Here is a 21,337-nt window from a genome sequence, read left to right as displayed (position 1 = left end):
GACAGGTCGGTCATTCTTGCCCAACTGAAAGGCATCTTTTGCACATGCGCGGAGCGTGACACGCTTTGACTTCCCCAGACATTTCCCGGACCCTGCTTTCCAGCATCGAAAACAAAAGCGCCAAAGCGGGGGTGATCGGCCTCGGCTATGTCGGCCTGCCGCTTGCCATGACGGTCGCTAAGGCCGGTTTCAAGGTCGTCGGTTTCGACATCGACCCCGGTAAAATTACCGCGATCGAAGCGGGCCGCAGCTATATCGAGGCGGTTTCCGATGAGGTGCTGGCAAGTGTGCGGCAGGATGACGGTTTCGTTGCCACCAGCGATTTTTTGAGGCTGGCCGAATGCGATGTGATCGCCATTTGCGTGCCGACGCCGCTGACGAAATATCGCGAGCCGGACCTTTCTTATGTCGAAAAGACCTGCCGGGATATTGCCGCACATCTGCGCAAGGGGCAGCTCGTGGTGCTGGAATCGACCACCTATCCTGGCACGACCGACGGGGTGGTGAAGACCATTCTGGAGAGCACCGGCCTCGTCTCTGGCGTCGATTTCTTCATCGGCTTTTCGCCCGAGCGGGAAGATCCGGGCAATCGCGATTTCGAGACCTCGACCATTCCGAAGGTTGTCGCCGGTGACGGCGAGGCTGCCGGAAAGCTGATGGCCGCCTTCTACGGCTCAGTGGTGAAGAAGATCGTTCCGGTTTCGACCAATGCCACGGCCGAGGCGGTGAAAATCACCGAAAACGTCTTCCGTGCCGTCAATATCGCGCTCGTCAACGAACTCAAGGTCGTCTACGAGGCGATGGGCATCGACATATGGGAAGTGATCGACGCGGCAAAAACCAAGCCGTTCGGTTTCATGCCGTTTTATCCCGGTCCCGGTCTCGGCGGTCATTGCATACCGATCGACCCTTTCTACCTCACCTGGAAATCGCGCGAATATGAATTGCCGACGCGGTTCATCGAGCTTGCCGGCGAAATCAATACCGGCATGCCGCGCCATGTCGTCGGGCGGGTTGCTGAAGCGCTGGATATCCATTCGGGGAAGGCGCTCAGCCGCTCGAAAGTGCTGGTCGTCGGTCTCGCTTACAAGAAAAACGTGCCCGACATTCGCGAAAGTCCGTCGCTGAAGCTCTTGGAGCTTATTCAGGAGCGCGGTGGCGATGCGGCCTATTTCGATCCCTATGTGGCGGAAATCCCGAAAACCCGGGAATATAGCCACCTTATGGGCATGAAATCCATATCCTGGGACAGGGAGACCATCGGCAGCTTCGATGCCGTTCTTGTCGCGACGGATCACGACAATGTCGACTATGCCGCGCTTAGCGACTGGGCGCCGCTGATCATCGATACACGAAATGTCTTCGCGCGCCGGGATATCGCCGCAAAACACATCATCAAGGCCTGATATTATGAGCAGACTGGACAGTTTCATTCGCCGTTTGAGCGCACAGCGCGATATCCTCAACCATGTCGAGGCCGATCTCGATCTGCCCGATCAGGGCGCGCTCATGGAAATCGGGCTTGGAAACGGGCGCACTTTCAATCACCTGCGGGAACTGTTTCCCAACCGCCGTATCATCGCTTTTGACAGGGCCATGGGTGCTCATGCCTCTTCCGTTCCGGCGGTAGAGGATCTCGTGATCGGTGAAATCTCGCAAACCGCTCCGGCCTTCATCGGCACGGACGCGGCGATGGTGCATGCCGATATCGGCACGGGTTATCCGGAAAAGGACGCGGTTACGCTCACATGGTTGCCCGATCTTGCCGCGGGCATGCTGGCAAAAGGCGGTATCGCCATCAGCGGTCTGCCGCTCGACCATGCCATGCTGAAACCGCTGCCGGTGCCGGAAAGCGTGCCGACGGATCGCTATTTTCTCTATCGCAAGATTTGACGGTGGACCGCCCGACGACAAAAGCGCCGTGACTGTCTCATAGATAACGCTCGCTCTCTTCTCTTGAGAGCAGATACACTTTCATCTGCGAGTTTCGTCCGCGAATGGCGATGTTTTCGCTTCTGAGATCGGCAATATCCTGTCCTGCCTGGATGATGGCCGGTTCGGAAACGACGATGGCGGCGCCGAATTCCTTGGCCTTGGATTCGAGCCGGCTTGCCACATTCACGGTATCGCCTATGGCTGTCAGGGTTTTTGCCGCGCCATATCCCATCACGCCGACGATGCTCGGGCCGGAGTGAATGCCAACCACCACTTCCAGGCGGACGGCGAATTGTTTCTCCAACCCTTCGTTCAGGATGGCGATATCCCGCAATATGGTTGCGGCTGCCTTCATGGCGTTGCGGCAGGCCCGGTCCGTATCCTCGCCAAGTCCAAAAAGGGCCATGGCGCCATCGCCGATGAATTTGTCGAGATGACCATCGGCCTGTTCGACGGCCTGGCCGACGATGGTGAAGTAGCGGTTCAAAAGGAAGACCACATCATAGGGCAGCTTCGCTTCCGACAGCGTGGTGAAATTGCGCAGATCGCAGAAGAGAATGGCGATTTCCTCTTCCCGACCGGGGCGGGCCGACTGCGCATCCGCGGGCAGATCGCTTTGCTGGGGCGGTGAAACGAGAAGCGCGATGTCGAGATCGCTGGTGGGGCGCAACTGACAACCGAGCCGCACGTCCGAATCGGCGTGGATACGCCGGAGCGTGGTCTGCTCGATATCTCCGGGTGGCGGAAGCGGGCCCTTGCTGTTCAGAACCTTGACGCGACAGGTCGAGCAGCGCCCCTTGCCGCCACAGACCGAGTAATGCGGGATGCCCGCGAGCCTGCTGGCTTCCAGAATACTGAAGCCGGCCGGAATACGCGCCTGCACGCCCTGTTCATAGTGGATTTCAATCGCGGTCAGCCTTTGCCGGAAGCTTCGCACACCACGCAAAACGAAGACCAGCATCACCGCGCCGGCGAAAATTGCCTCGGTCGCACCTGTGATGAACCGGATCCGCGTTTCCATCTCCCTTTGCAGCGGCAGTTCGTCTCTCTGGATAGTGTTATCCGTAAGCCCCGGAGGAAGTGCATATTTCCGATCTACCTCTTCCAGCCAGCGGCCCGCATCGCTGAAGCCCAGCAAGGCCAGAAGCGGCAGCATCACAGCCACCGTCATGAACAGCCCGGCGATTTTTGGATACCAGTCGCGATAACGCAGCCAGAAATAGAGGCCGATGCATCCATGGGTCCAGATGACAATCAACGCGAGGCTCTGCCACGCTCCGCTGACCGGATTGTTTATCCACAGCCTCCGGATGACGGAATAATAACCGACGTCGATGCCATAAAGCATATGTGAGGCGCGGATATTGACCGCATGGCCGATGATCAGAAACGGGATCGACAGTCCGAATATGACCTGAAGCGCCTCGCGCAGCGGCATGCGCAATGTCCTGCGCAGATAAAGCGAGCGCAGTACAAGGCAGACATGCACCACGACCGACCCGTAAAAAAGCAGGCTGCTGACAGGATTAAGCCAAATCAAGCTGAACCATTTCCGCGCCCGTTCAGCCGTGTCGATGGAGATGAGTGCAAGGGAATGATTGGAGAGGTGGGAAAAAACGAAAGCAAATAGGATGAGACCGGATGCGATCCGGGCGCGTCTTAAATTGGTTTCCGAAAAGAAACGGATCATGCAAATCCCATCAAATGGCCGTTCGGAATAGAATCATCATGCAATACGGGTGGCTTAATCTTAGGTCGTCTCGCCGAATTTCCACGCGGAAAACGGGATATGCGTCTCCTGCAAATACCCTAGATGCAGTCCCGCTCGTGGCAATATCGTGAAGCAATTGATCGGCAGCGGTCAATTGTGCGTGTTCGCATACAAGCGTGGTGAGGAACGTCCACCGCCAGATCGAAAAACGGTCGAAGGCCGCTCCACACCGAGGTCTGATGAGGATCAGATTTCTATGACCTGACCGTCCATCGCCGCGAATGCGCCGTTAAATTCAGCTTTCGCCTGCTTTTCGATATCGTCCAACTCCTCGTCGCTGCGGCTTGGAGCGTGGTGGATGAAGCCAACATTTTTTGCGTCGGCAAGTTTGGCAAGGCGGATTGCCTGTTGCCAGGAGGAATGGCCATAACCGCGGTAAAGGCCCATTTCCTCATCGGTGAACATGGCGTCATAGAGGAAGAGATCGACATCCCTGATGAGATCAAGAACGGTTTCGTCGATGCTGGAGGGCTCATGTTCGGTGTCGGTGATGATGGCCAGCGACTTACCTTCCCAGTCCAGCCGGTATCCGATGGCATTGCCGGGATGGTTGAGCATTCCGGTTCTGATCGACAGGCCGGGGTGGACATCGAGCACGTCGCCCGCCTTGAAGTCACGGGTGGCGATCTTTGCGCAGCAAATCTCCAAGGGCACGGGGAACCAGGGAGGGCTCATGAAATCCTTGAGCATTTCCCGGGTGGTCATGCTTCCGGCCAGATGGCCCGACCAGATGGCGACATCGTTGGAGCTGTTATAAAAGGGCTTGAAATAGGGAAAGCCGACGATGTGGTCGTAGTGACAGTGCGAGAAGAACAGGTTGACGTCGGTAATGCCTTCCGCCCGCAGGGCAAGACCAGCGGGATGCAGGCCGGAACCGGCATCGAACAAAAGAACGTGATCACCGCATCTCACCTCGATGCAGATGGTATTCCCGCCGTATTTTCGGAAGTTTTCACCTGAAACGGGAAGCGTTCCCCGCGCACCCCAGATCTTTACCCGAAAATTTCTATTACTTTCCCGACTTCTCGTGTCGGAATCGAACGCCATGGCACACCCCAATAACAACGGAATCTTGCACGCTTTCCTCCCATGAAAGCCCGTTGTTTCTATAGATTCTTATATCCGCACATTTCTGGCGGGCCCCTTTACCCCTTATTCAGTCAGCATTTCATTTATATTGCAATAGTACGACATTTATTTTTCCAATATCGCCATTCAAGGTAGCAAGGAATTGTCGTTTATGTCTTGGCGCCTGCGCGCGCTTTGCTCAGTTCCGCCGTCGTCTGGGTAAGGCGTTCGGCGAGAACGCGCATGACCTTTATGGTAATGTCGGGGAAATCGGACATGAGCTTGAAGAACTGTTCCTTGCCGATGCGCAGGGCTTCCACATTGGTGGAGGCACGAATGGTCGCGGTTCTGACGCTGTCACAGAGAATGGCGATTTCACCGACGATGGCGTTGCCGGTCATTTCCGCCACTTTCAGCGTGCCCGATGGGGAATCGACCAGAACATCCACTTTTCCAGTCAGGAGAACATAGGCCGCATCGCCGACATCTCCCTGCCGAAAAAGTGTATCGCCAGCATGATAGGACACCCGGTCGGATGCGAATGCGAGCAGCTTGAGTTTGGATGGTTCCATTTCCGAGAAAAACGGAACCCTTTTCAACATCTGAATTTCGTCTTTAAACAGCATTGCCTTACCCTGTTCTTGTTCCACCTCGGTCACATTCTTGGATTTATGTCGCGACCATGTCCTTGAATGTACCGTTTTCCTCGGCGAGAGTCTCGTAACTTCCGTCAGCCGTGATCAGGCCCTGATGAACGACGATCACCCGCTCGAACATGCGTGAGAGGTGCGCATTCGACAGAACCCACACGATCGAGGGGTTATTGTTATTCTGTTTCAGGAGTGTGATGACCCGTTCGACAATTTCCTCCTGCTGTCGGGGATCAAGACCGGGAAGGGGGCGGTTGAAGACATAATAATCGGATTTGCGGATCAGCGCCCGCGCGAGATTGAGCTTCTGGCGCTGAAGCGGTCCAAGCCGCTTGCCGCCGGCACCCAGGTTGAAATCCAGCCCCACCGCCAACACGCGCTCATAGACGCCCTGCTTGCGCATGACATCCGCGACAATTCGGGTAATGCGCCGCGAGGCGTCGGTATAACGATGGCTCACCTTGCCGAAGAGAATATTATCCAGAAGGCTGGTGGCGCTCATGTATTTGGTCGGATCGTAGATTTCGATCACGTTTTTCAGGCTGTCGGGCAGGTTTTCGTGGAACATGTGCCGAACTTCGACGATCCGGTTCATGATTTCCGGTGACAGCAGGCCGAAACGCTGGCGAGGTTCTATGTAGAAGAAGCTCAGCCGCAGCATCGCGCGCTTTTCGCTTTCATTGGCCTCGTCGAAACTCTTTCCCTGAAGCCGTTGCATCATCTGCTGATAGACTGGAATGTCATCGGGCGTCATGAAGGTGAGCTGCTGGAAGAAGGGGTGGTCTCCCGGCAGGTCGGCAAAGATTTCCACGATGTTTTCGGCAATCGTGTATCCCATTTCGAACAGGGTTTTGACGAGGCCGGTTTCGCGCATCAGCGATCGGAAATAGTCGCTCTCGATGACGGTCCTGATCGTCTGGGAAGAATCCCGCATGGTGCCGAACAACAGGTTTTCACCGACTGTCGCTTCGCTATTGTAGCTCTCCAGTTCGAAGGGCGCGATGAGGCCGCTCAGATTTTCCTTTTCAAGTTCGGCGCGCAGCACATGCCGCAGTTCCACGATGCGGGCGGCAAGATGCAGATCGGTCAGAGGATCGATCGACGAGCGCAGGGCAAATTCCAGAATATCCTGTGACAATTCCACGCTGTCGAGCACGGCCAGAACGGCCTGGATGAGGTTCTCCGGCTTGCCGTCGCCGGCCGGGCTCGAGGCGTAGTCGATCCATTCGCTGTTGATGTCGATCAGCGGATTGCCCGCCATCTTGGCTTCGCGGATTTCCCACTTGCGATGCTCCAGCGCAGCGCCTTCGTAGTTCTTTTCCGCAAGCGGCGCATGTTTGAGGCCGTAAAGAAGATTGTCCTTCAGGCTGGCGTGGAAAAAATAACTGTCCGACGAGACATAGGAAATTCGCCGCCCGGTGAGCGACTCCGGCAGTTCCAATATGTCGACATCGTTGATGCTGACCTTGCCTGAGGTCGGCCAGAGTGTGCGGCCGATCGCATCCGCCAGCGCCTCGGCTCCCGAGCCGCCGACGATGGCGATCACCTCGCCCGGCTCGATCTTGAGCGACGCCTGCTCCAGAAGCCGGCTGCCGCTATCATCCTCGAGCGTCAGATTGGCGATGACGAGCGGCGCGGTGATTGCCGCGACGGTTCCCGGGGACAGTTTCTGCACCTTGTCGTCGATCATGTTCGGCGTATTGAACTGTTCGAAGACCTGCTCGTATTTTACCTGGACATCCTGTCGCGCCTGATCCCAGTCGATCAGTTCCTTCAGCGGTCCCGGCAGTTCCTTATAGGCGTTGATGACGGCGACAAGCTGGCCGACATCAAGGCTGCCCTTAAGGGTCAGATAACCACCGAGCGCATAAAAGAAGAAGGGCGTGAGCTGCGCGAGGAAGTTATTGATAAACTTGACCAGAAACTTCCACTGGTAGAGATCGTAACGGATCTTGAAGATGTCGCCGAGCCGGTGTGAGGCATCGGCGCGCTCGAAATTAGATGTGTCATAGGCGTGGATGGTGCCGATACCATCGACCATCTCGCCGATACGTCCGGCAAGCTGGCGCGCGCTCAACTGCCGCTGGCGGCCAAGTTCGATGAGGCGGCGGCGCATTTTGGGGATGATGCCGACCTGTATGGCGGCCATGAAAGCCGCGATCAGACCGAGCCATAAATTCTGCACGAGAATGAAGAAGAGCGCGGAGAGTGCCTGGCCGCCGAGAAGCGCCGGCTGTACGAAGGCATCGCCGGTAAAGCCGCCGAGCGGTTCCACCTCGTCCTTCACCATACTGGAGATTTCAGCGCCTTTTACCCGCTTGAAATGCGTGGGCGGGAAACGCAAAATCCGGTCAATAAGTTCGAAACGTATACGCCTGAGAAGCCGCTCGCCAAGGCGGCCCTTGTAGGTGTTGATGTAATATTTGAAGAGCCCGTTGATGATGACGAGTGCAAGGAATGTCAGGCTGAGCCCCATCAGCATCGACATGCGGTTGAGTTCGATCCCGGGGAAGAGCGTCACGGTGCCCCAATAGGGAATATCGACCGTGAGATGCATGAAGAGCTGCGTTGCGTTCGCCCCTTCGAAGCCGTCCCCTTGGATAGGCCCATTGACGATCTGTTTGGGCAGATCGAAGGCGAGAAAATAGGGGATCATGGACAGGGCCACGATCAGCAGAATGAAAAGCTGCTGCCGCCTCGTGTGCGACCAGATATAACGCGTAAGGCTTTGTTCCATATAAAACTTCTATGACCTGGCGGGCGAGGCCCGGCGTGTTGGTTTGCGCGGTGTCTAGACAATCCGGTGGCCGGGTGGCGCAACCTCCTCCTGCAAATAAATGTGGGACTCGCTATTTATCAGTATATTCAAGCGGTTTCGAGCAAAATAGCGGGCCTGTCGAGACTTGTCCGTTACCCCGGCGATTGTTTTGCAACGTGTGGGTGGCTGGCGATATAAATACGACTATATTTTTAGAGTTCTCTAATATTGTTGTTTTTATTGTAGAACAGGCGTTAAGACGCTTCGATATAATGATCCCGTAATGGTTGAGCCGGATACTGGCGCAATGATGGCAAGGTCGATGGCGATAGATATCTCAGAGCGTACAGGCAGCGATCCATCTCTTGATGCATTGTCGCTTTCCGGCATCGGCCTGGATGGGGCGATTGCACATCCCGTCTCTTTTGACGGGCTAGCTGGAATTTTCCATCCCGCACGCAGGGATGTGAGGCAGGCCCATGCCGTTCTTTTCGTCAGTCCCTGGGGCATGGAGGAGCTGTGCAGCCGCAAGTTTCAGCGGGTTCTGGCCGAGAGGTTGGCGGCTCGCGGCGTTGCGAGCCTGCGATTTGACTATCTCGGCGCGGGTGATGCCTTCGATCCTGAAGATGCGGGTCGTGTAGCGGACTGGCTTTCCGACACGCGTGCTGCATTCGCTTATCTGAAGCGTCTTTCCGGATGCGCGGAGGTGATGGTCGTTGCGCAGGGGCTCGGCTGCCTGATCGCGGCGCAGGCCCTTACCGATGCAGTGGGTGCCGGTTCCATGGCGTTTCTGGCGCCTGTCGTTTCCGGCCGTGCCTATCTGCGCGAACTGGCGATGTGGTCATCCATGATCGATGACGGCCTTGGCCTCCGGCCCGGTCAACGTCTCGCGGAGGCGGGAGCGATTGCGGGCATGACCATGCCTGAAGGTGTTGCGGATGCGGTAAAGAAGACCAATCTTGCCAATCTCGCGGCCGCTCCGGCGCACACCATTCTGGTCCTGTCGCGACCCGGTCGCGTGACCGATGCCGATTTCGCCAAACATCTCGCTGCAATCGGCTGTGAGGTGGAGGAGGCAGCGTTTTCCGGCTATGACGATCTCGTTTCCAGCCCCACACTCTCGAAAATTTCAGGTGATGTGGTGAACCGGCTGGTGGATTGGGTTCTGTCTCAAACCCATGCCGAAAGCCCCGCCAATACCGGGGAGGATATCATCCTCAATGCCCCGCAGCGCGGCCGTGGTTTCATCGAGCAGTCGGTGCAGTTTGGCGATGGCGGGCGGCTCTTCGGTGTCTTCTGTCGGCCGCATGACCGAGAGGCAGTGTCTTCGGTTCTCCTGCTTGGCGCCGCTTACGACCGGCATGCGGGCTGGGGCAGGCTTTCCGTGCAGATGGCACGTACTTTGGCGCGCGAAGGCGTTGCCTCATTGCGCTTCGACGCTGCAAATATTGCCGATAGTCCGCCCGTCAAAAACGCACCCGATCAGGTTCTTTACGATGCCGCGCAGAATGACGACGTGGCCGCCGCGCTCGATTTTCTCGGCACGCGCGGCAAGGGGCCTTTCATCGCGGCGGGCCGGTGCAGCGGCGCCTATCTCGCTTTTAATGGCGCGCTCGCCGATGACCGGATCGGTGCCGTGATCGCGGTCAATCCAGTTGTTTTCCACTGGCGCAAAGGGCTTTCGGTGGACGAGGCGCTGCATAAACGGCCGCGTTCCTTCGGGGAATACAGCCAGCGTTTTCGCCAGGGTGCGACATTCAAGCGTCTCATCAGCGGCGATGTCGATGTGGCAAGCGCCGGGCTAAACATCCTCAAGGCGACGATGAAGCGGCTTTCGACAAAAACGGCAAGGTTGTTTCGCAGGGGCAGCGAGGAAGGGCGGGCCGTCTTCGGCGCTTTCGACAGGCTGAAGGCGAAGAATACCGCCGTCCATCTGCTCTATAGCGACAACGACGATGGCCTCGAGCATTTCCAGTATTATTTCGATGCCGACGGTGACGGGCTGGCGGCCTATCGCAACGTATCGCTGACCATCATTCCCGATGCCGATCACAATCTCTCAACACCGGAAGCGAAGACAATCTATATCGAAACGGTGAAGCGGCTGGCTCTAGAACGAAAACCGCCGGCTGGAGCCCAGTGACACGACCTCTCCGGAGGGAGGGGCTTCGGTTGTGGCGGTCTCCGGTAAAAGGCCGATTTTTCTGGCCTCGCCAGGGCCGAGATGGAACCAGCTTTCGCAGGCGCGGTAGCCCTCTGCCGTGATATGGACAGATTGCGCCAGCCGGTCCGTGCCGATTTCGAGGGACCAGTGGCCGTTTGTTTCGCTGATTGCGACCTGAAGGTTTGCGGCATGCAGCGCCTTTTTCCGGCCGAGCGGAAAATGGAAGGCGTCGGCGATGACATGCCCGGTTGCAATATCCCGAAGGCGAGCGATTGTCACATCGTGGGATGGCGGGCCGAAGCGGTAGGCATAGGTCGTATCGAAAAAAGCGCCGAACAGGTCGGTTGCGGCAATCGTCTGGCTCTCTCGCGGCAACAGTGCGAGGGGCCGTTTGGCATGAACGACGGGCTGTAAACCTTCGCGCAGGCAGGTCAGCTCCAGCATGGTATTCAGGCTGTCGCCGGTATCGTTGAGGATGTGAATGTCGAGCCCGTTGGTACCTTCGTCGGAAAGGCTGACCTGAACGGGGCGGAACGCTCTTTTCAGCGCATGCCAGACGGATTTGGGCCGGCCGGCGGCGTCGATGATACCCCAGCCTGCACCTGGAACAAGATCCTGCAGCGTCCAGACCAAAGCGCCCTGACAGGAAGAGCCGCTGCGCCGCCATTCGGCGAACGTCGCCTCCATCACCTCGGCCGTCGCGGCGCGCGACATGTCGAGATAAAGGGCGCCGTCTTCCCGCCGCAGCACATCCGGTTCCGCCTCGTAAAGCAGCTTCAGATAATGATCGCGGACATCCTCGAAATCCCAGGAAGCGCCGCGGTCACGCGGTGTTCGCGCTTTCCAGCGCGGATCGTGAACGGCCACGCCGGGAAGATATCTGTCCAGCGTCTCCTGTTCCGGAATATTGGCGAAGGCGAGACATTCGGCGGCGAAACGCAGATCGGCGCGGCGGGCATCTTCCAATGGCCGGCAATAGGCACCAACGCCGTAATAGTGGCCCACGCCGGCATTGGGGAAGAAGGGCAAAGCGCCGCCGGAAGGGGAATTGGCAACATAGGCCGCATCCGGCCGCTTTTCGGCGACCAGTTCCGGCAGGATTTCTTCGGTCAGTGTGCCCTTCCATATCTGTTCCGGCAAGCCGAGCATCGCGCCCTGCTGGTACATTTCACTGCCGCCGCAGAAAATGGCAAACGATGGAGAAAGTGCCGTCGATTCGAGGAGTTGCTCGATTTCCATAACGATATGCTGACGAAGGCCATCGTCCTTCGCCGGGTAATCGAAATTGGCAAGCATGGCATCCTGCCAGACCATGATGCCAAGTTCGTCGCAAAGCGCGAAGAATTCCGGCGTCTCATAGGCCATGGTGCCGCCCACGCGGATCATGTTCATACCGGCTTCGGCGGCTTTTTTTAGCCATGGCTCGTAGTCCGGCCGTGTTCCCGGCAGGCGCACAATATCGGCCGTCGTCCAGACCGCACCGCGGCAGAAGACCGGCTGACCGTTTACCTTGAGGCCGAAACCATTGCCGTCTTCGCCGTGATCGATCTCCACCTGGCGGAAGCCGGTGCGTCCGAGCCTGTGTTGGTTGCCGTCCAACTCCAGAACGACCTCGTGCAGCGCGGGCCTGCCATGAGTGTGCGGCCACCAGATTTCGACGCCGGGAATGATGAGTTCGCCGAGGAGTTTGCCGTCTTCAGCCTTCGAAAGATTGATGCTGTAACCAGCACAAATCAGCCGTGCGGACTGTATATCGCGGTTCGCTTGAAGAACGATGCTGACCTTTCCCGTGCCGGTATCGTCAAGCGAAGACCGTAGGGTGCACAGCACGCCGTCCTGTTTGATGAGGCTGATAGGTCGCCACGGGCCTGCGGAATGGATTTCCGGGCACCAGCCGGGCATATAGCCAAGCGCCGTGGTACGGATCAGCCGCAGCCCCTGCGTATTCATCATCTGCGGCCGCCAGCGAGCGCGGGGACCGGGTTTTTCAAGCCGGGGTGCCAGCGCCCGGAAGCAGATCGAAAGCTCGTCTGCGCCCGTCATCTGGACCGGCACTTCCAGCCTTTCGAACATGCTTTGGCTCGCGGCAATCAGCTCACCGTTGAAGAAGATCTCGGCAATGGTGGAAAGACCATCGAAGCGCAGGATGGCCCGTTCCCGGGCGTCTGAGATCATCGTCAGCCGATACCAGGCGTCCCTGTCATTTAGGGCGACGGGGGCAAGGCGATCGAATTTCCCGGCCGCTTCCAACGCTTGCCCCACGGTGCCGGGAACGGAGACATGAAGGCTTTCGAGCGATGCCGGAATATCGGACGGGGTCTCGCAGGCATCGGCGGGCGTTAGTGTCAGCGTCCAGCCTTCACTCAACACTTCTTCGCTTTCGCCGGGAAGATAGGTCCTCACGCCGCCTCGCTGGCATCAGATAGTTTTTCGCCAAGGCTTTCCATTAAACCATCCCATGCATCGGCGGCCGGATCGAGCACGGTGGCCAGCGCATCGAACTTACGACGCGTGACGGCGCGGGCAAGCTGGAATTGCACGGTTTTAGCGACCTCCGAGATCTTGAGCGCGTGGTCTCTCGCGTCAGAAAAACCTTGCTTGTCCAGCCATTCGAGGTGGCTTGCCGCCAGTTCGAAATTGGCGCCGAGCTGCCGCAGCGTGTTGAAGGCGTATTTGTGGAAGAAGCCGAAGGGCCTGTCGGCAACCTTTTCCACCTGGGCCGGAAACACTTTTGCAAAAGCCCGGACCGGGTTGGCGGAAGGGCGCCTGGAAAAATGAAACTTCAAGAGCCGTTCGGCCGTCTTGCGAATATGCGCCGGTGAAGGATTGCTGTCTGCGAATTTGGCAAATTCGGTATAGGGCAGAAACGGCGGGTCGGTCTCGGCCAGATGATGCTGGAAGAGCCCGTCAAAATCCTCGCCGGAGAGATGAAAAAAGCCGGCATTGTGGAAATAGTCCAGTTCCCGCTTTTCGAGATCGAGCCGGTTGATGGCGACGGTAGTCTTGCCGTGCTCCTTCTGATAGCCGACCCCATGGGTGTCGGGCATATAGAAGCTGTCCATCTCGATCAGGCAGATGCGGCCGCGCTCCAACTGCGTCGCGATGTGGTCTTCCACTTTGTCGAAGATCGCGAGTTCCGTGGCGCGAACGCCATAAAGGGCTTCGAGATCTTCCAGCGGCACCTTGAAAAAGGTGAACTGGTCGCCTTCGAAATCCTGCGTAAGGGTGAAACCGAACATGGCTTCCGGGGATAAGCCTTTCGAGGCCAGCACTTCGATCCATAAATCGATGTAGCAATTGGTCTCCGGCCACATTCTTTCGGAGGAATGAAGCGGATGCTGCACATAGGTGTTGGGATCGAGGCCCGGAAAAATCTGCCGCATGGATAATCAGCCCCAGAGGGTTTCCACGACCTTTGCAGGCCATTTCTTCACGTCGAGACCGTGATGCGCAAACAGCGCCAGCGCGATGCGCTCCAGCCCGAACCCGACGCAGGCGGTGTGGGCGACATCGCCATTTTCGAGGTTCAGGCCCCATTTCTGGCCGAAGGCATCCTGATGGTAATTGAAGCTCATGCAGGCCGTCGGGTTGGTTGCTGACGTGACCGGGATCAGTAGCTCGAATTTCAGGTTCTGGTCGCGCTGGTTGTTGGCCAGCATCTTGCCGGCGCGGCCAAAGAAAGGATCGTTGGCAATATCGATGGTGACGTCGAGGCCGACTGCCTTCATCATCTCCACGCCACGATCCATCCAGGTCTGGCGGAATTCGGTGACGTCGGACTCAGTGCCCATGCAGACATATTCGCGCATGCGGAAAAGCTGCTGGCGGGCGGGATCCTTGGAGGGTTCATGGCGGAAGCAATAAGACTGGATGTCATAGAGACCGCCGCCGGCGGGAAGGGCACCACGTTTGGCGATCGTCGGATATAGCGGGTAGCAGGCCGCCGGCGTCAACACGATGTCGGTGGCTTTCTGGTCCTTGGTCCAGTCGCCACCCTCATCCATTGATTTCAGCAGGCTGACATGGTCGAGTTCGCAGCCGCAGAAGGAATGGACCGTGCCGGCGAGCTGCGGAAAGCTCTTCATGTAACCGCTCTTTTCGAAATAGGCGCGGTTGATGCCCGGCGGAAAACGGATCGCTTCAGCGCCATCGGCGCCACCCGTGCGGTCGATCAGCCGCTCGAATGCGGCAATGACGTCCTCGAACTGGCCGCTGCGTCCATAAAGACCGTCCACACCCGTTTCAATCAGCAGGCCTTCTTCGAACAGTCGATCGAGGAACGATGTTTGCATGTCCATGGTCTTATCCCAAGAGGCTGGTGTCCTGCCTGTGAACCAGCAGGAGATTGGCGGAATTGCCGAGAATACGGTCATTGGAAATCATTAGCCGGGCGGAATGCGCGTCGCGCAGATGCCGGCCGAGACTATAGGGCGTGCCGTTCTTGTAGCCCATGATGCCGCAGACCAGCATGGCGTGATCGATGATCTCAAGAATGGTTTCCGAAGAGCAGATTTTCACATTGTTCATCGCCACCGCGAAGGCCATGGACATCAGCTTTTCGGGATCGCTCTTGGTGTCCTCGTAGGCCTTGATGCCGGCGATGATGTTGGATTTGACCACCTGCAGTTTGGTGGAAACCTCGGCAAGGCGGATTGCGCCGGGAGGGGCGGTGCCGGGCGATTTGCGCGCCGCGGCTCTGACAAAGGATTGCGCGCGCAGCACGGCGTCCGAGGCGATGCCATACCAGACGGCGCTCCACAGGAGATGCGAGCTTGCAAGCATGGATTGCGCGGCGATTTCCGCGAAAGGCTTCGGGAAAATCTGTGCCGCCGGCGCTTCGCCGCGAAACAGGAAACCGTCCGAACAGGTGCCACGCATGCCGAGCGTATCCCAGACATGGGTCTTTTCAAGCGTGTACTGATTTTTCAGGAAGACGGTCATCACCTGATCGGCGGGTGCGGCATCCTTGTGGGCGCGTGAGGTGATGAGGATCGCATCGGCATTGCTGCCGTAGGAAATGACGGTGGCATCCTTTTCCAGCCGACAGCTGTCTCCTTCGACCTCGATCGCGCAGATAGAGTTGCGCAGATTGCCGCCAATGCCGCCTTCGGTGGTCGCGGAGCCGAGCAGTAGCTGTTCGCCGGCAACGCGGCGCATAAAACCCGGATGCCAGGTGCTGTCGACCCCATGTTCCACCAGGCTGGACAGCTTGATGTGGTGCATGGCGAAAATCATTGCGGTTGCCGAACAGGCCTGGCCGAGCCGGGCGCAGATATCGGCGATCTCTTGAATGGAGGCGCCTTCGCCGCCGAGTGAGGAGGGCACCTGAATGCCGAGGAGACGTTCGCGGCGCAAGGCATCGACGGCTTCCTGCGGGAAGCGGCCGGTGACATCCACGTCATCCGCATGCTTTGCGGCAATGGTCGCGACACGGCCCGCGCGCGCGGACAGCGTTTCATCCTGCGGCGCTACGGTCACGTTCATCAGGCAGCCTCTTTACCATCCAGAATGAGCTTAACGGTGTCTTCAATGGCCTTGATGCTGGCGAAAGACTTGCGGTTCAACAGGTTATCGGGGAATTCGATATCGAATGCTTCTTCGATACCCAACATCAGTTGTACGGATGCGAAGGAAGAGAGGCCTGCCGCATAAAGATCTGCTTCATCTGCAATCGTATCGACGGGGGTGGGAAGCTGGCCGAATTTTGCCAGTATTTCACGAATAGTCGCATTCATTCCGACGTATCTCCAATGAAATCAACATTAGGAAGGTTTGTGCTTATCGTTATGCCGCAAACGATAATATTCACCTAAACCGTTAGGTTAATTACAACTAACGGCAGCATGCGTCATTCCCGCACCTTTGCCAAGCGTTGATGAGCGGCCTTGACAAAAGGCGGGCAGTGTCTTTTGCTGTGGCCATTCACCAGGGGTGTCCCGTCAAGGGGCTGAGATTCTGCTTTCATGCGCAGTGACCCGTTGAACCTGATCCAGTTCATACTGGCGTAGGGACGGTGCAAAGACCTGATGTCGGGCAGGCGCATGGCGCCGTGAGTCGGCACTTCGGTATTTTCCATCATTCCGGCTCGAACTGGGTCTCCACAGTCAAACTTTGGAGCCTCAAGATGAATATCGTTGCCAAGACCATCCCGCTTGTCGTCACCACCGGGCCGCATGCCGCTTCCACGAAAATCCATAAACCGGGAATTTTGCATCCGCATATTCGCGTGCCGATGCGCGAGATCGCGGTGCACCCAACGGCGGGCGAACCGCCGGTGACGGTGTATGATTCCTCCGGTCCCTATACCGATCCCAGCCATCCCGTCCTGATCGAAAACGGTCTTCCGCGCCTGCGTCATGACTGGGTCGTGGCGCGCGGTGATGTCGAGGCTTATGAGGGACGGCACGTCAAGCCGGAGGATAACGGCTTTGCAACCGGCGAACGCCTGACGCCGGAGTTTTCCGTGCGCCACCAGCCGCTGAAAGCGACGGCGGGCAAAGCGGTGACGCAGCTTGCCTATGCGCGGGCCGGCATCATCACGCCGGAAATGGAATTCATCGCCATCCGCGAAAATCTCGGGCGCGAGGCCGCAAAGGAAAAGCCTACGCGGGACGGCGAGAGTTTCGGCGCGCATATCCCTGATTATGTCACGGCGGAATTCGTGCGTCAGGAAGTGGCATCGGGTCGCGCCATCATTCCCGCCAATATCAACCATCCCGAACTTGAGCCGATGATCATCGGCCGCAATTTTCTGGTGAAGATCAACGCCAATATCGGCAATTCCGCCGTTACCTCCTCCATGGCGGAAGAGGTGGAGAAGATGGTCTGGGCCATCCGCTGGGGTGCGGATACCGTCATGGACCTCTCCACCGGCCGTAACATCCACAATATCCGCGAATGGATCATTCGCAATTCACCGGTGCCGATCGGCACGGTGCCGCTTTATCAGGCGCTGGAGAAGGTCAACGGCATTGCCGAAGACCTCAACTGGGAGGTGTTTCGCGATACGCTGATCGAGCAGGCGGAGCAGGGCGTCGATTATTTTACCATCCATGCCGGGGTGCGGCTGCATTACATCCCGCTCACCGTCAACCGCGTCACCGGCATCGTCTCGCGCGGCGGTTCGATCATGGCCAAGTGGTGTCTGCATCACCACAAGGAAAGTTTCCTCTATGAGCACTTCGAGGAGATTTGCGACATCTGCCGCGCTTATGACGTCTCTTTCTCGCTGGGTGACGGCCTGCGTCCCGGCTCGATTGCCGACGCCAATGATGCGGCGCAGTTTGCCGAGCTGGAGACGCTGGGCGAGCTGACGCAGATCGCCTGGGCCAGGGATTGCCAGGTGATGATCGAAGGCCCCGGCCATGTGCCGATGCACAAGATCAAGGAAAACATGGACAAACAGCTGAAGACCTGCGGCGAGGCGCCTTTCTATACGCTTGGGCCGCTCACGACAGATATCGCGCCCGGTTACGACCACATCACCTCAGGCATCGGGGCGGCGATGATCGGCTGGTTCGGCACGGCCATGCTCTGCTATGTCACGCCGAAGGAACATCTCGGTCTGCCTGACCGCAACGACGTGAAGGTCGGTGTCATCACCTACAAGATCGCCGCCCACGCCGCCGATCTTGCCAAAGGCCATCCGGCCGCGCAGGTACGGGACGATGCGCTGTCGCGCGCGAGGTTCGAGTTCCGCTGGGAAGACCAGTTCAACCTGTCGCTCGACCCGGATACCGCGCGTTCCTTCCATGATGAGACCCTGCCGAAAGAGGCTCACAAGGTTGCGCATTTCTGCTCCATGTGCGGGCCGAAATTCTGCTCGATGCGGATTTCCCACGATATCCGTGCCGAGGCGCAGAAGGAGGGACTGGAAGCCATGGCCGCCCGCTTCAAGGAGGGTGGTGAGCTTTATATGCCGCTGCCGACGCCCGCGAGCGCTGAATAAAATGCGTGTTCTCGTCAAGGGAACGGGGGTCGCCGGTTTGACGGCGGCCTTCGAACTGGTACGGAGTGGCGTCACCGTGGAGGTTTCGGAGTGCCATGCCAAACCGTCCCGCGGCGCGTCCTTTTTTGCAGGCGGCATGCTGGCGCCCTGGTGTGAGCGTGAAAGCGCGGAAGAGGCGGTTCTGACACTCGGCCAGGCGGCGCTTGACTGGTGGGATGAAGCGACGCCCGACCTTGTGGTCCGCAACGGCACGCTGGTGGTCGCGCCCGCCCGTGACAAAGCGGAGCTTTTGCGTTTCGCATCGCGGACCAGCGGCTATCGCTGGGTGGACGAGGCCGAAATCGCCGATCTGGAGCCCGATCTTGCAGGCCGCTTCCGGTCCGGGCTTTATTTTCCGGATGAGGGGCATCTCGATCCGCGCCTTGCGCTTGCATCGCTGTATCAACGGCTTTGCAGCATGGGTGTGCGGTTTCATATGGGTGTACCCGTGGATGAACGGCCGTTCGACCGGGTGGTGGATTGCACCGGGCCTGCGGCAGTGGGCAAGATTCCCCGCCTTCGTGGTGTGCGGGGAGAGATGCTCTATCTCGCCACGTCGGAGGTTTCTCTCTCCCGTCCCGTCCGGCTGCTGCATCCGCGCATTCCGCTCTACGTCGTGCCGCGCGAGCCCGGCCGTTTCATGGTGGGCGCGACGATGATCGAGACGGAGGACGCGGGGGCAATTTCCGCCCGTTCGATGATGGAATTCCTCAATGCCGCCTATGCCGTGCACCCGGCCTTCGCGGAAGCGGAGATCATCGAGACCGGCACGGGCGTGCGTCCCGCCTATCCCGATAATCTGCCCGACGTCACCGAGGACGGGCGGACGATCTTCATCAACGGCGCGTACCGGCATGGCTTTCTGCTCTCGCCGGCGATGGCGCGAAAGGCGGCCGGCATCGCCTGCCAAACTCTCTCGAAAGGAACAGGATCATGAAACTTCTTGTCAATGGCGACGAGCTTGATCTCGCTGCCGAGACGCTGGCCGGTCTGCTCGCCAGTCTCGACTACGAAGGCGAGTGGCTGGCGACAGCGGTCAATGGCGATCTCGTGCATTCGGAGGAACGCGCCGGTTACGTGCTGAAGGCGTTCGACCGTGTCGAAATCCTTTCGCCGATGCAGGGAGGTTGAGACCATGCTGACGCTTTATGGCCGCGAGGTCTCGTCCCGCCTTCTGCTCGGCACGGCGCGTTATCCGTCTCCCGCTGTGCTTGCGGATGCGGTGCGGGCCAGCAATACGGATATTCTGACGATTTCGTTGCGACGGGAAATGGCAGGGGCCAAGAAGGGCGGTCAGTTTTTCGAGCTGATCCGCGAGCTGGATCGCCATATCCTGCCCAATACGGCTGGTTGCCACACCGCCAAGGAAGCGGTGCTGACGGCGAAGATGGCCCGCGAGGTATTCCGTACGGACTGGATCAAGCTGGAGGTCATTGGCCATCACGATACGTTGCAGCCCGATGTCTTTGCGCTTGTCGAGGCGGCAAAAATCCTGTGTGACGAGGGTTTCGAAGTCTTTCCCTATACGACGGACGATTTGGTCGTGGCCGAGAAACTGCTGGAGGCTGGTTGCAGGGTGCTGATGCCCTGGTGCGCGCCGATCGGCAGCGCCATGGGGCCGCTCAATCTGACGGCGCTGAAATCGATGCGGGCGCGGTTTCCCGAAGTACCACTGATCGTGGATGCCGGTATCGGCCGGCCCTCCCATGCGGTGACCGTGATGGAGCTTGGTTACGATGCCGTTCTCCTCAACACGGCGGTTGCGGGTGCGGGCGACCCAGTCGGCATGGCGGAGGCTTTTGCCCGCGCCATAGAGGCAGGCCATCAGGCGTATCTTTCGGGGCCGCTGGAGCCACGAGACATGGCCGTTCCTTCGACCCCTGTTATCGGGACGGCGGTTTTCTCCTGATCGCCGCTTTCCGCCAAGGTCGGGCATGTCACCTTTTGCGTTGACAGTGTCCCGTGGCGGCGGGATACCGGGAGTAAAGGGGAACAGCATGGCGGCACACAACAATCTTCTCACGGATATCGACGGTATTCTGGTCGGCAATGTCACCGATCTCTCCCTCGGCTCCGGCGTTACGGCGATTGTTTTCGAAAAGCCTGCCGTTGCTTCCGGTTCGGTTCTCGGCGGTGCGCCCGGCGGGCGCGATACCGGCCTGCTGGACCCGTCCATGACGGTTGAAACGGTGGATGCACTGGTACTTTCCGGTGGCTCCGCCTTTGGGCTGGATGCGGCGGGCGGTGTTCAGGCCGGATTACGTGAGATCGGTCGTGGCTTGCAGGTGGGCTCCACCCGTGTGCCCATCGTGCCGCAGGCGATCCTCATGGATATGTTGAATGGCGGGAATAAGGATTGGGGGCTGCATTCGCCCTATCGTGAGATGGGATATGCGGCTTTCAAGGCGGCGGGCCGTGACCCTTTCGAACTTGGAACGGCGGGTGCAGGAACGGGCGCGACGACCGCGACTTTCAAGGGCGGGCTCGGTTCGGCAAGCGCCATCAGTTCTGGCGGATACAAGGTTGCGGCAATCGTTGCCGTCAATGCCCTTGGTTCCGCAACCGTCGGCACGAGCCGCCATTTCTGGTCAGCACCTTTTGAAGTGCATGGCGAATTCGGCGATCACGGTTTTCCCGCTCGTTTTACAGCGGATGATACGGCGCTTCGCCTCAAGGGCGTCAATCTCACCGCGACGACCATCGGCGCCGTGGTAACCGATGCGGTGCTCACCAAGGCGCAGGCCCATCGCCTCTCCATCATGGCGCATGACGGGCTTGCGCGTGCGGTTCTGCCCGCCCATCTGCCGAGCGATGGCGACACCATGTTCGCGGCCGCGACTGGTGACAAACCTCAGGAGGGCGGCGCTCATTTTGCCGAGCTTTGCTATCTCGCGACAATAGTGATGGCGCGGGCGGTGGCGCGCGGCGTCTATGAGGCGACGGCGTTACCTGTGGATGGGGCGCAGAGGGCCTATCGTGACATTCATGGCCGGGGTTTTTGAAC

The 21,337-nt window shown here is 58.6% G+C and carries 16 protein-coding genes, 1 pseudogene and 1 riboswitch; of the genes and pseudogenes, 8 read left to right on the top strand and 9 right to left on the bottom strand.

What is annotated here, in order from left to right:
• Positions 1-65: 65 nt before the first annotated feature.
• Together ATU_RS12570 and ATU_RS12565 are read left to right on the top strand one after the other, a co-directional pair.
• Positions 66-1,406 carry a nucleotide sugar dehydrogenase gene (locus ATU_RS12570; protein ID WP_035257956.1) on the top strand — a complete coding sequence of 447 codons (1,341 nt, stop codon included), beginning with the start codon at positions 66-68 and terminating at the stop codon, positions 1,404-1,406.
• A gap of 4 nt (positions 1,407-1,410) precedes the next feature.
• Positions 1,411-1,893, top strand: a complete 483-nt coding sequence (locus tag ATU_RS12565; RefSeq protein ID WP_006310724.1) for a class I SAM-dependent methyltransferase — start codon at positions 1,411-1,413, stop codon at positions 1,891-1,893.
• A gap of 37 nt (positions 1,894-1,930) precedes the next feature.
• On the opposite strand, the gene ATU_RS12560 is transcribed toward ATU_RS12565, so the two are convergent.
• The 4 genes from ATU_RS12560 to ATU_RS12545 all read right to left on the bottom strand — a co-directional run bounded on the left by ATU_RS12560 (position 1,931) and on the right by ATU_RS12545 (position 8,161).
• Entirely contained in the window at positions 1,931-3,625 is a 1,695-nt protein-coding gene (locus ATU_RS12560; RefSeq protein ID WP_010972416.1) for an adenylate/guanylate cyclase domain-containing protein, read from the bottom strand.
• A 267-nt stretch (positions 3,626-3,892) separates the two neighbouring features.
• Positions 3,893-4,753: an MBL fold metallo-hydrolase gene (locus ATU_RS12555; protein WP_010972415.1), complete on the bottom strand. Its 861-nt coding sequence runs from the start codon at positions 4,751-4,753 to the stop codon at positions 3,893-3,895.
• Between the two features lie 191 nt (positions 4,754-4,944).
• Complete coding sequence (locus ATU_RS12550) at positions 4,945-5,400, bottom strand: cyclic nucleotide-binding domain-containing protein (RefSeq protein ID WP_006310720.1); 456 nt, start codon at positions 5,398-5,400, stop codon at positions 4,945-4,947.
• Between the two features lie 43 nt (positions 5,401-5,443).
• Positions 5,444-8,161 carry an ABC transporter ATP-binding protein gene (locus tag ATU_RS12545; RefSeq protein WP_006310719.1) on the bottom strand — a complete coding sequence of 906 codons (2,718 nt, stop codon included), beginning with the start codon at positions 8,159-8,161 and terminating at the stop codon, positions 5,444-5,446.
• A 343-nt stretch (positions 8,162-8,504) separates the two neighbouring features.
• Here ATU_RS12545 and ATU_RS12540 point away from each other — a divergent pair, with 343 nt between their 5' ends.
• The gene (locus ATU_RS12540; RefSeq protein WP_169539094.1) at positions 8,505-10,325 is read left to right on the top strand and encodes a serine aminopeptidase domain-containing protein; all 1,821 of its coding nucleotides are present in this window, start codon (positions 8,505-8,507) and stop codon (positions 10,323-10,325) included.
• Here the strand turns inward: ATU_RS12540 and ATU_RS12535 are convergent.
• From ATU_RS12535 to ATU_RS12515, 5 genes are read right to left on the bottom strand one after another with little or no spacing between them, the layout of a single operon-like run.
• Entirely contained in the window at positions 10,293-12,749 is a 2,457-nt protein-coding gene (locus tag ATU_RS12535; RefSeq protein ID WP_010972413.1) for a glycoside hydrolase family 2 protein, read from the bottom strand. The two genes, ATU_RS12540 and ATU_RS12535, sit on opposite strands and share 33 nt — an antisense overlap.
• Entirely contained in the window at positions 12,746-13,729 is a 984-nt protein-coding gene (locus ATU_RS12530) for a DUF1839 family protein (RefSeq protein ID WP_035257950.1), read from the bottom strand. The genes ATU_RS12535 and ATU_RS12530 overlap by 4 nt, the downstream gene beginning before the upstream one ends.
• Positions 13,730-13,735: 6 nt before the next feature.
• Positions 13,736-14,644 (bottom strand): amino acid--[acyl-carrier-protein] ligase, encoded by a 909-nt coding sequence (locus ATU_RS12525; RefSeq protein WP_035257947.1) that lies wholly within the window; start codon positions 14,642-14,644, stop codon positions 13,736-13,738.
• Between the two features lie 4 nt (positions 14,645-14,648).
• Positions 14,649-15,830, bottom strand: coding sequence for an acyl-CoA dehydrogenase family protein (locus ATU_RS12520; protein WP_010972410.1), 1,182 nt, complete (start codon positions 15,828-15,830; stop codon positions 14,649-14,651).
• Positions 15,830-16,081, bottom strand: a complete 252-nt coding sequence (locus ATU_RS12515) for an acyl carrier protein (protein ID WP_003504852.1) — start codon at positions 16,079-16,081, stop codon at positions 15,830-15,832. Before ATU_RS12515 ends, ATU_RS12520 begins: the two co-directional genes overlap by 1 nt.
• 182 nt (positions 16,082-16,263) lie before the next feature.
• Positions 16,264-16,375, top strand: a riboswitch (TPP riboswitch).
• A 95-nt stretch (positions 16,376-16,470) separates the two neighbouring features.
• Between ATU_RS12515 and thiC the strand changes: the two genes are divergently transcribed.
• The 5 genes and pseudogenes from thiC to ATU_RS12490 all read left to right on the top strand — a co-directional run bounded on the left by thiC (position 16,471) and on the right by ATU_RS12490 (position 21,335).
• Positions 16,471-18,294 (top strand): phosphomethylpyrimidine synthase ThiC, encoded by a 1,824-nt coding sequence (gene thiC, locus ATU_RS12510; protein WP_010972409.1) that lies wholly within the window; start codon positions 16,471-16,473, stop codon positions 18,292-18,294.
• A gap of 1 nt (position 18,295) precedes the next feature.
• A pseudogene (gene thiO, locus ATU_RS12505) lies at positions 18,296-19,298 on the top strand (glycine oxidase ThiO).
• Positions 19,267-19,464 (top strand): sulfur carrier protein ThiS, encoded by a 198-nt coding sequence (thiS, locus tag ATU_RS12500; RefSeq protein ID WP_010972407.1) that lies wholly within the window; start codon positions 19,267-19,269, stop codon positions 19,462-19,464. Before thiO ends, thiS begins: the two are co-directional and overlap by 32 nt.
• Positions 19,465-19,468: 4 nt before the next feature.
• A complete protein-coding gene (locus ATU_RS12495; protein ID WP_010972406.1) occupies positions 19,469-20,242 on the top strand; it encodes a thiazole synthase in 774 nt (257 codons plus the stop codon).
• Between the two features lie 88 nt (positions 20,243-20,330).
• Complete coding sequence (locus ATU_RS12490) at positions 20,331-21,335, top strand: P1 family peptidase (RefSeq protein ID WP_010972405.1); 1,005 nt, start codon at positions 20,331-20,333, stop codon at positions 21,333-21,335.
• Positions 21,336-21,337 lie beyond the last annotated feature (2 nt).

It is taken from the genome of Agrobacterium fabrum str. C58, from assembly GCF_000092025.1.
Lineage (GTDB): Bacteria > Pseudomonadota > Alphaproteobacteria > Rhizobiales > Rhizobiaceae > Agrobacterium > Agrobacterium fabrum.
Note: the sequence above shows the minus strand (reverse complement) of the source record. Positions and strands in the feature narration are given on the sequence as shown.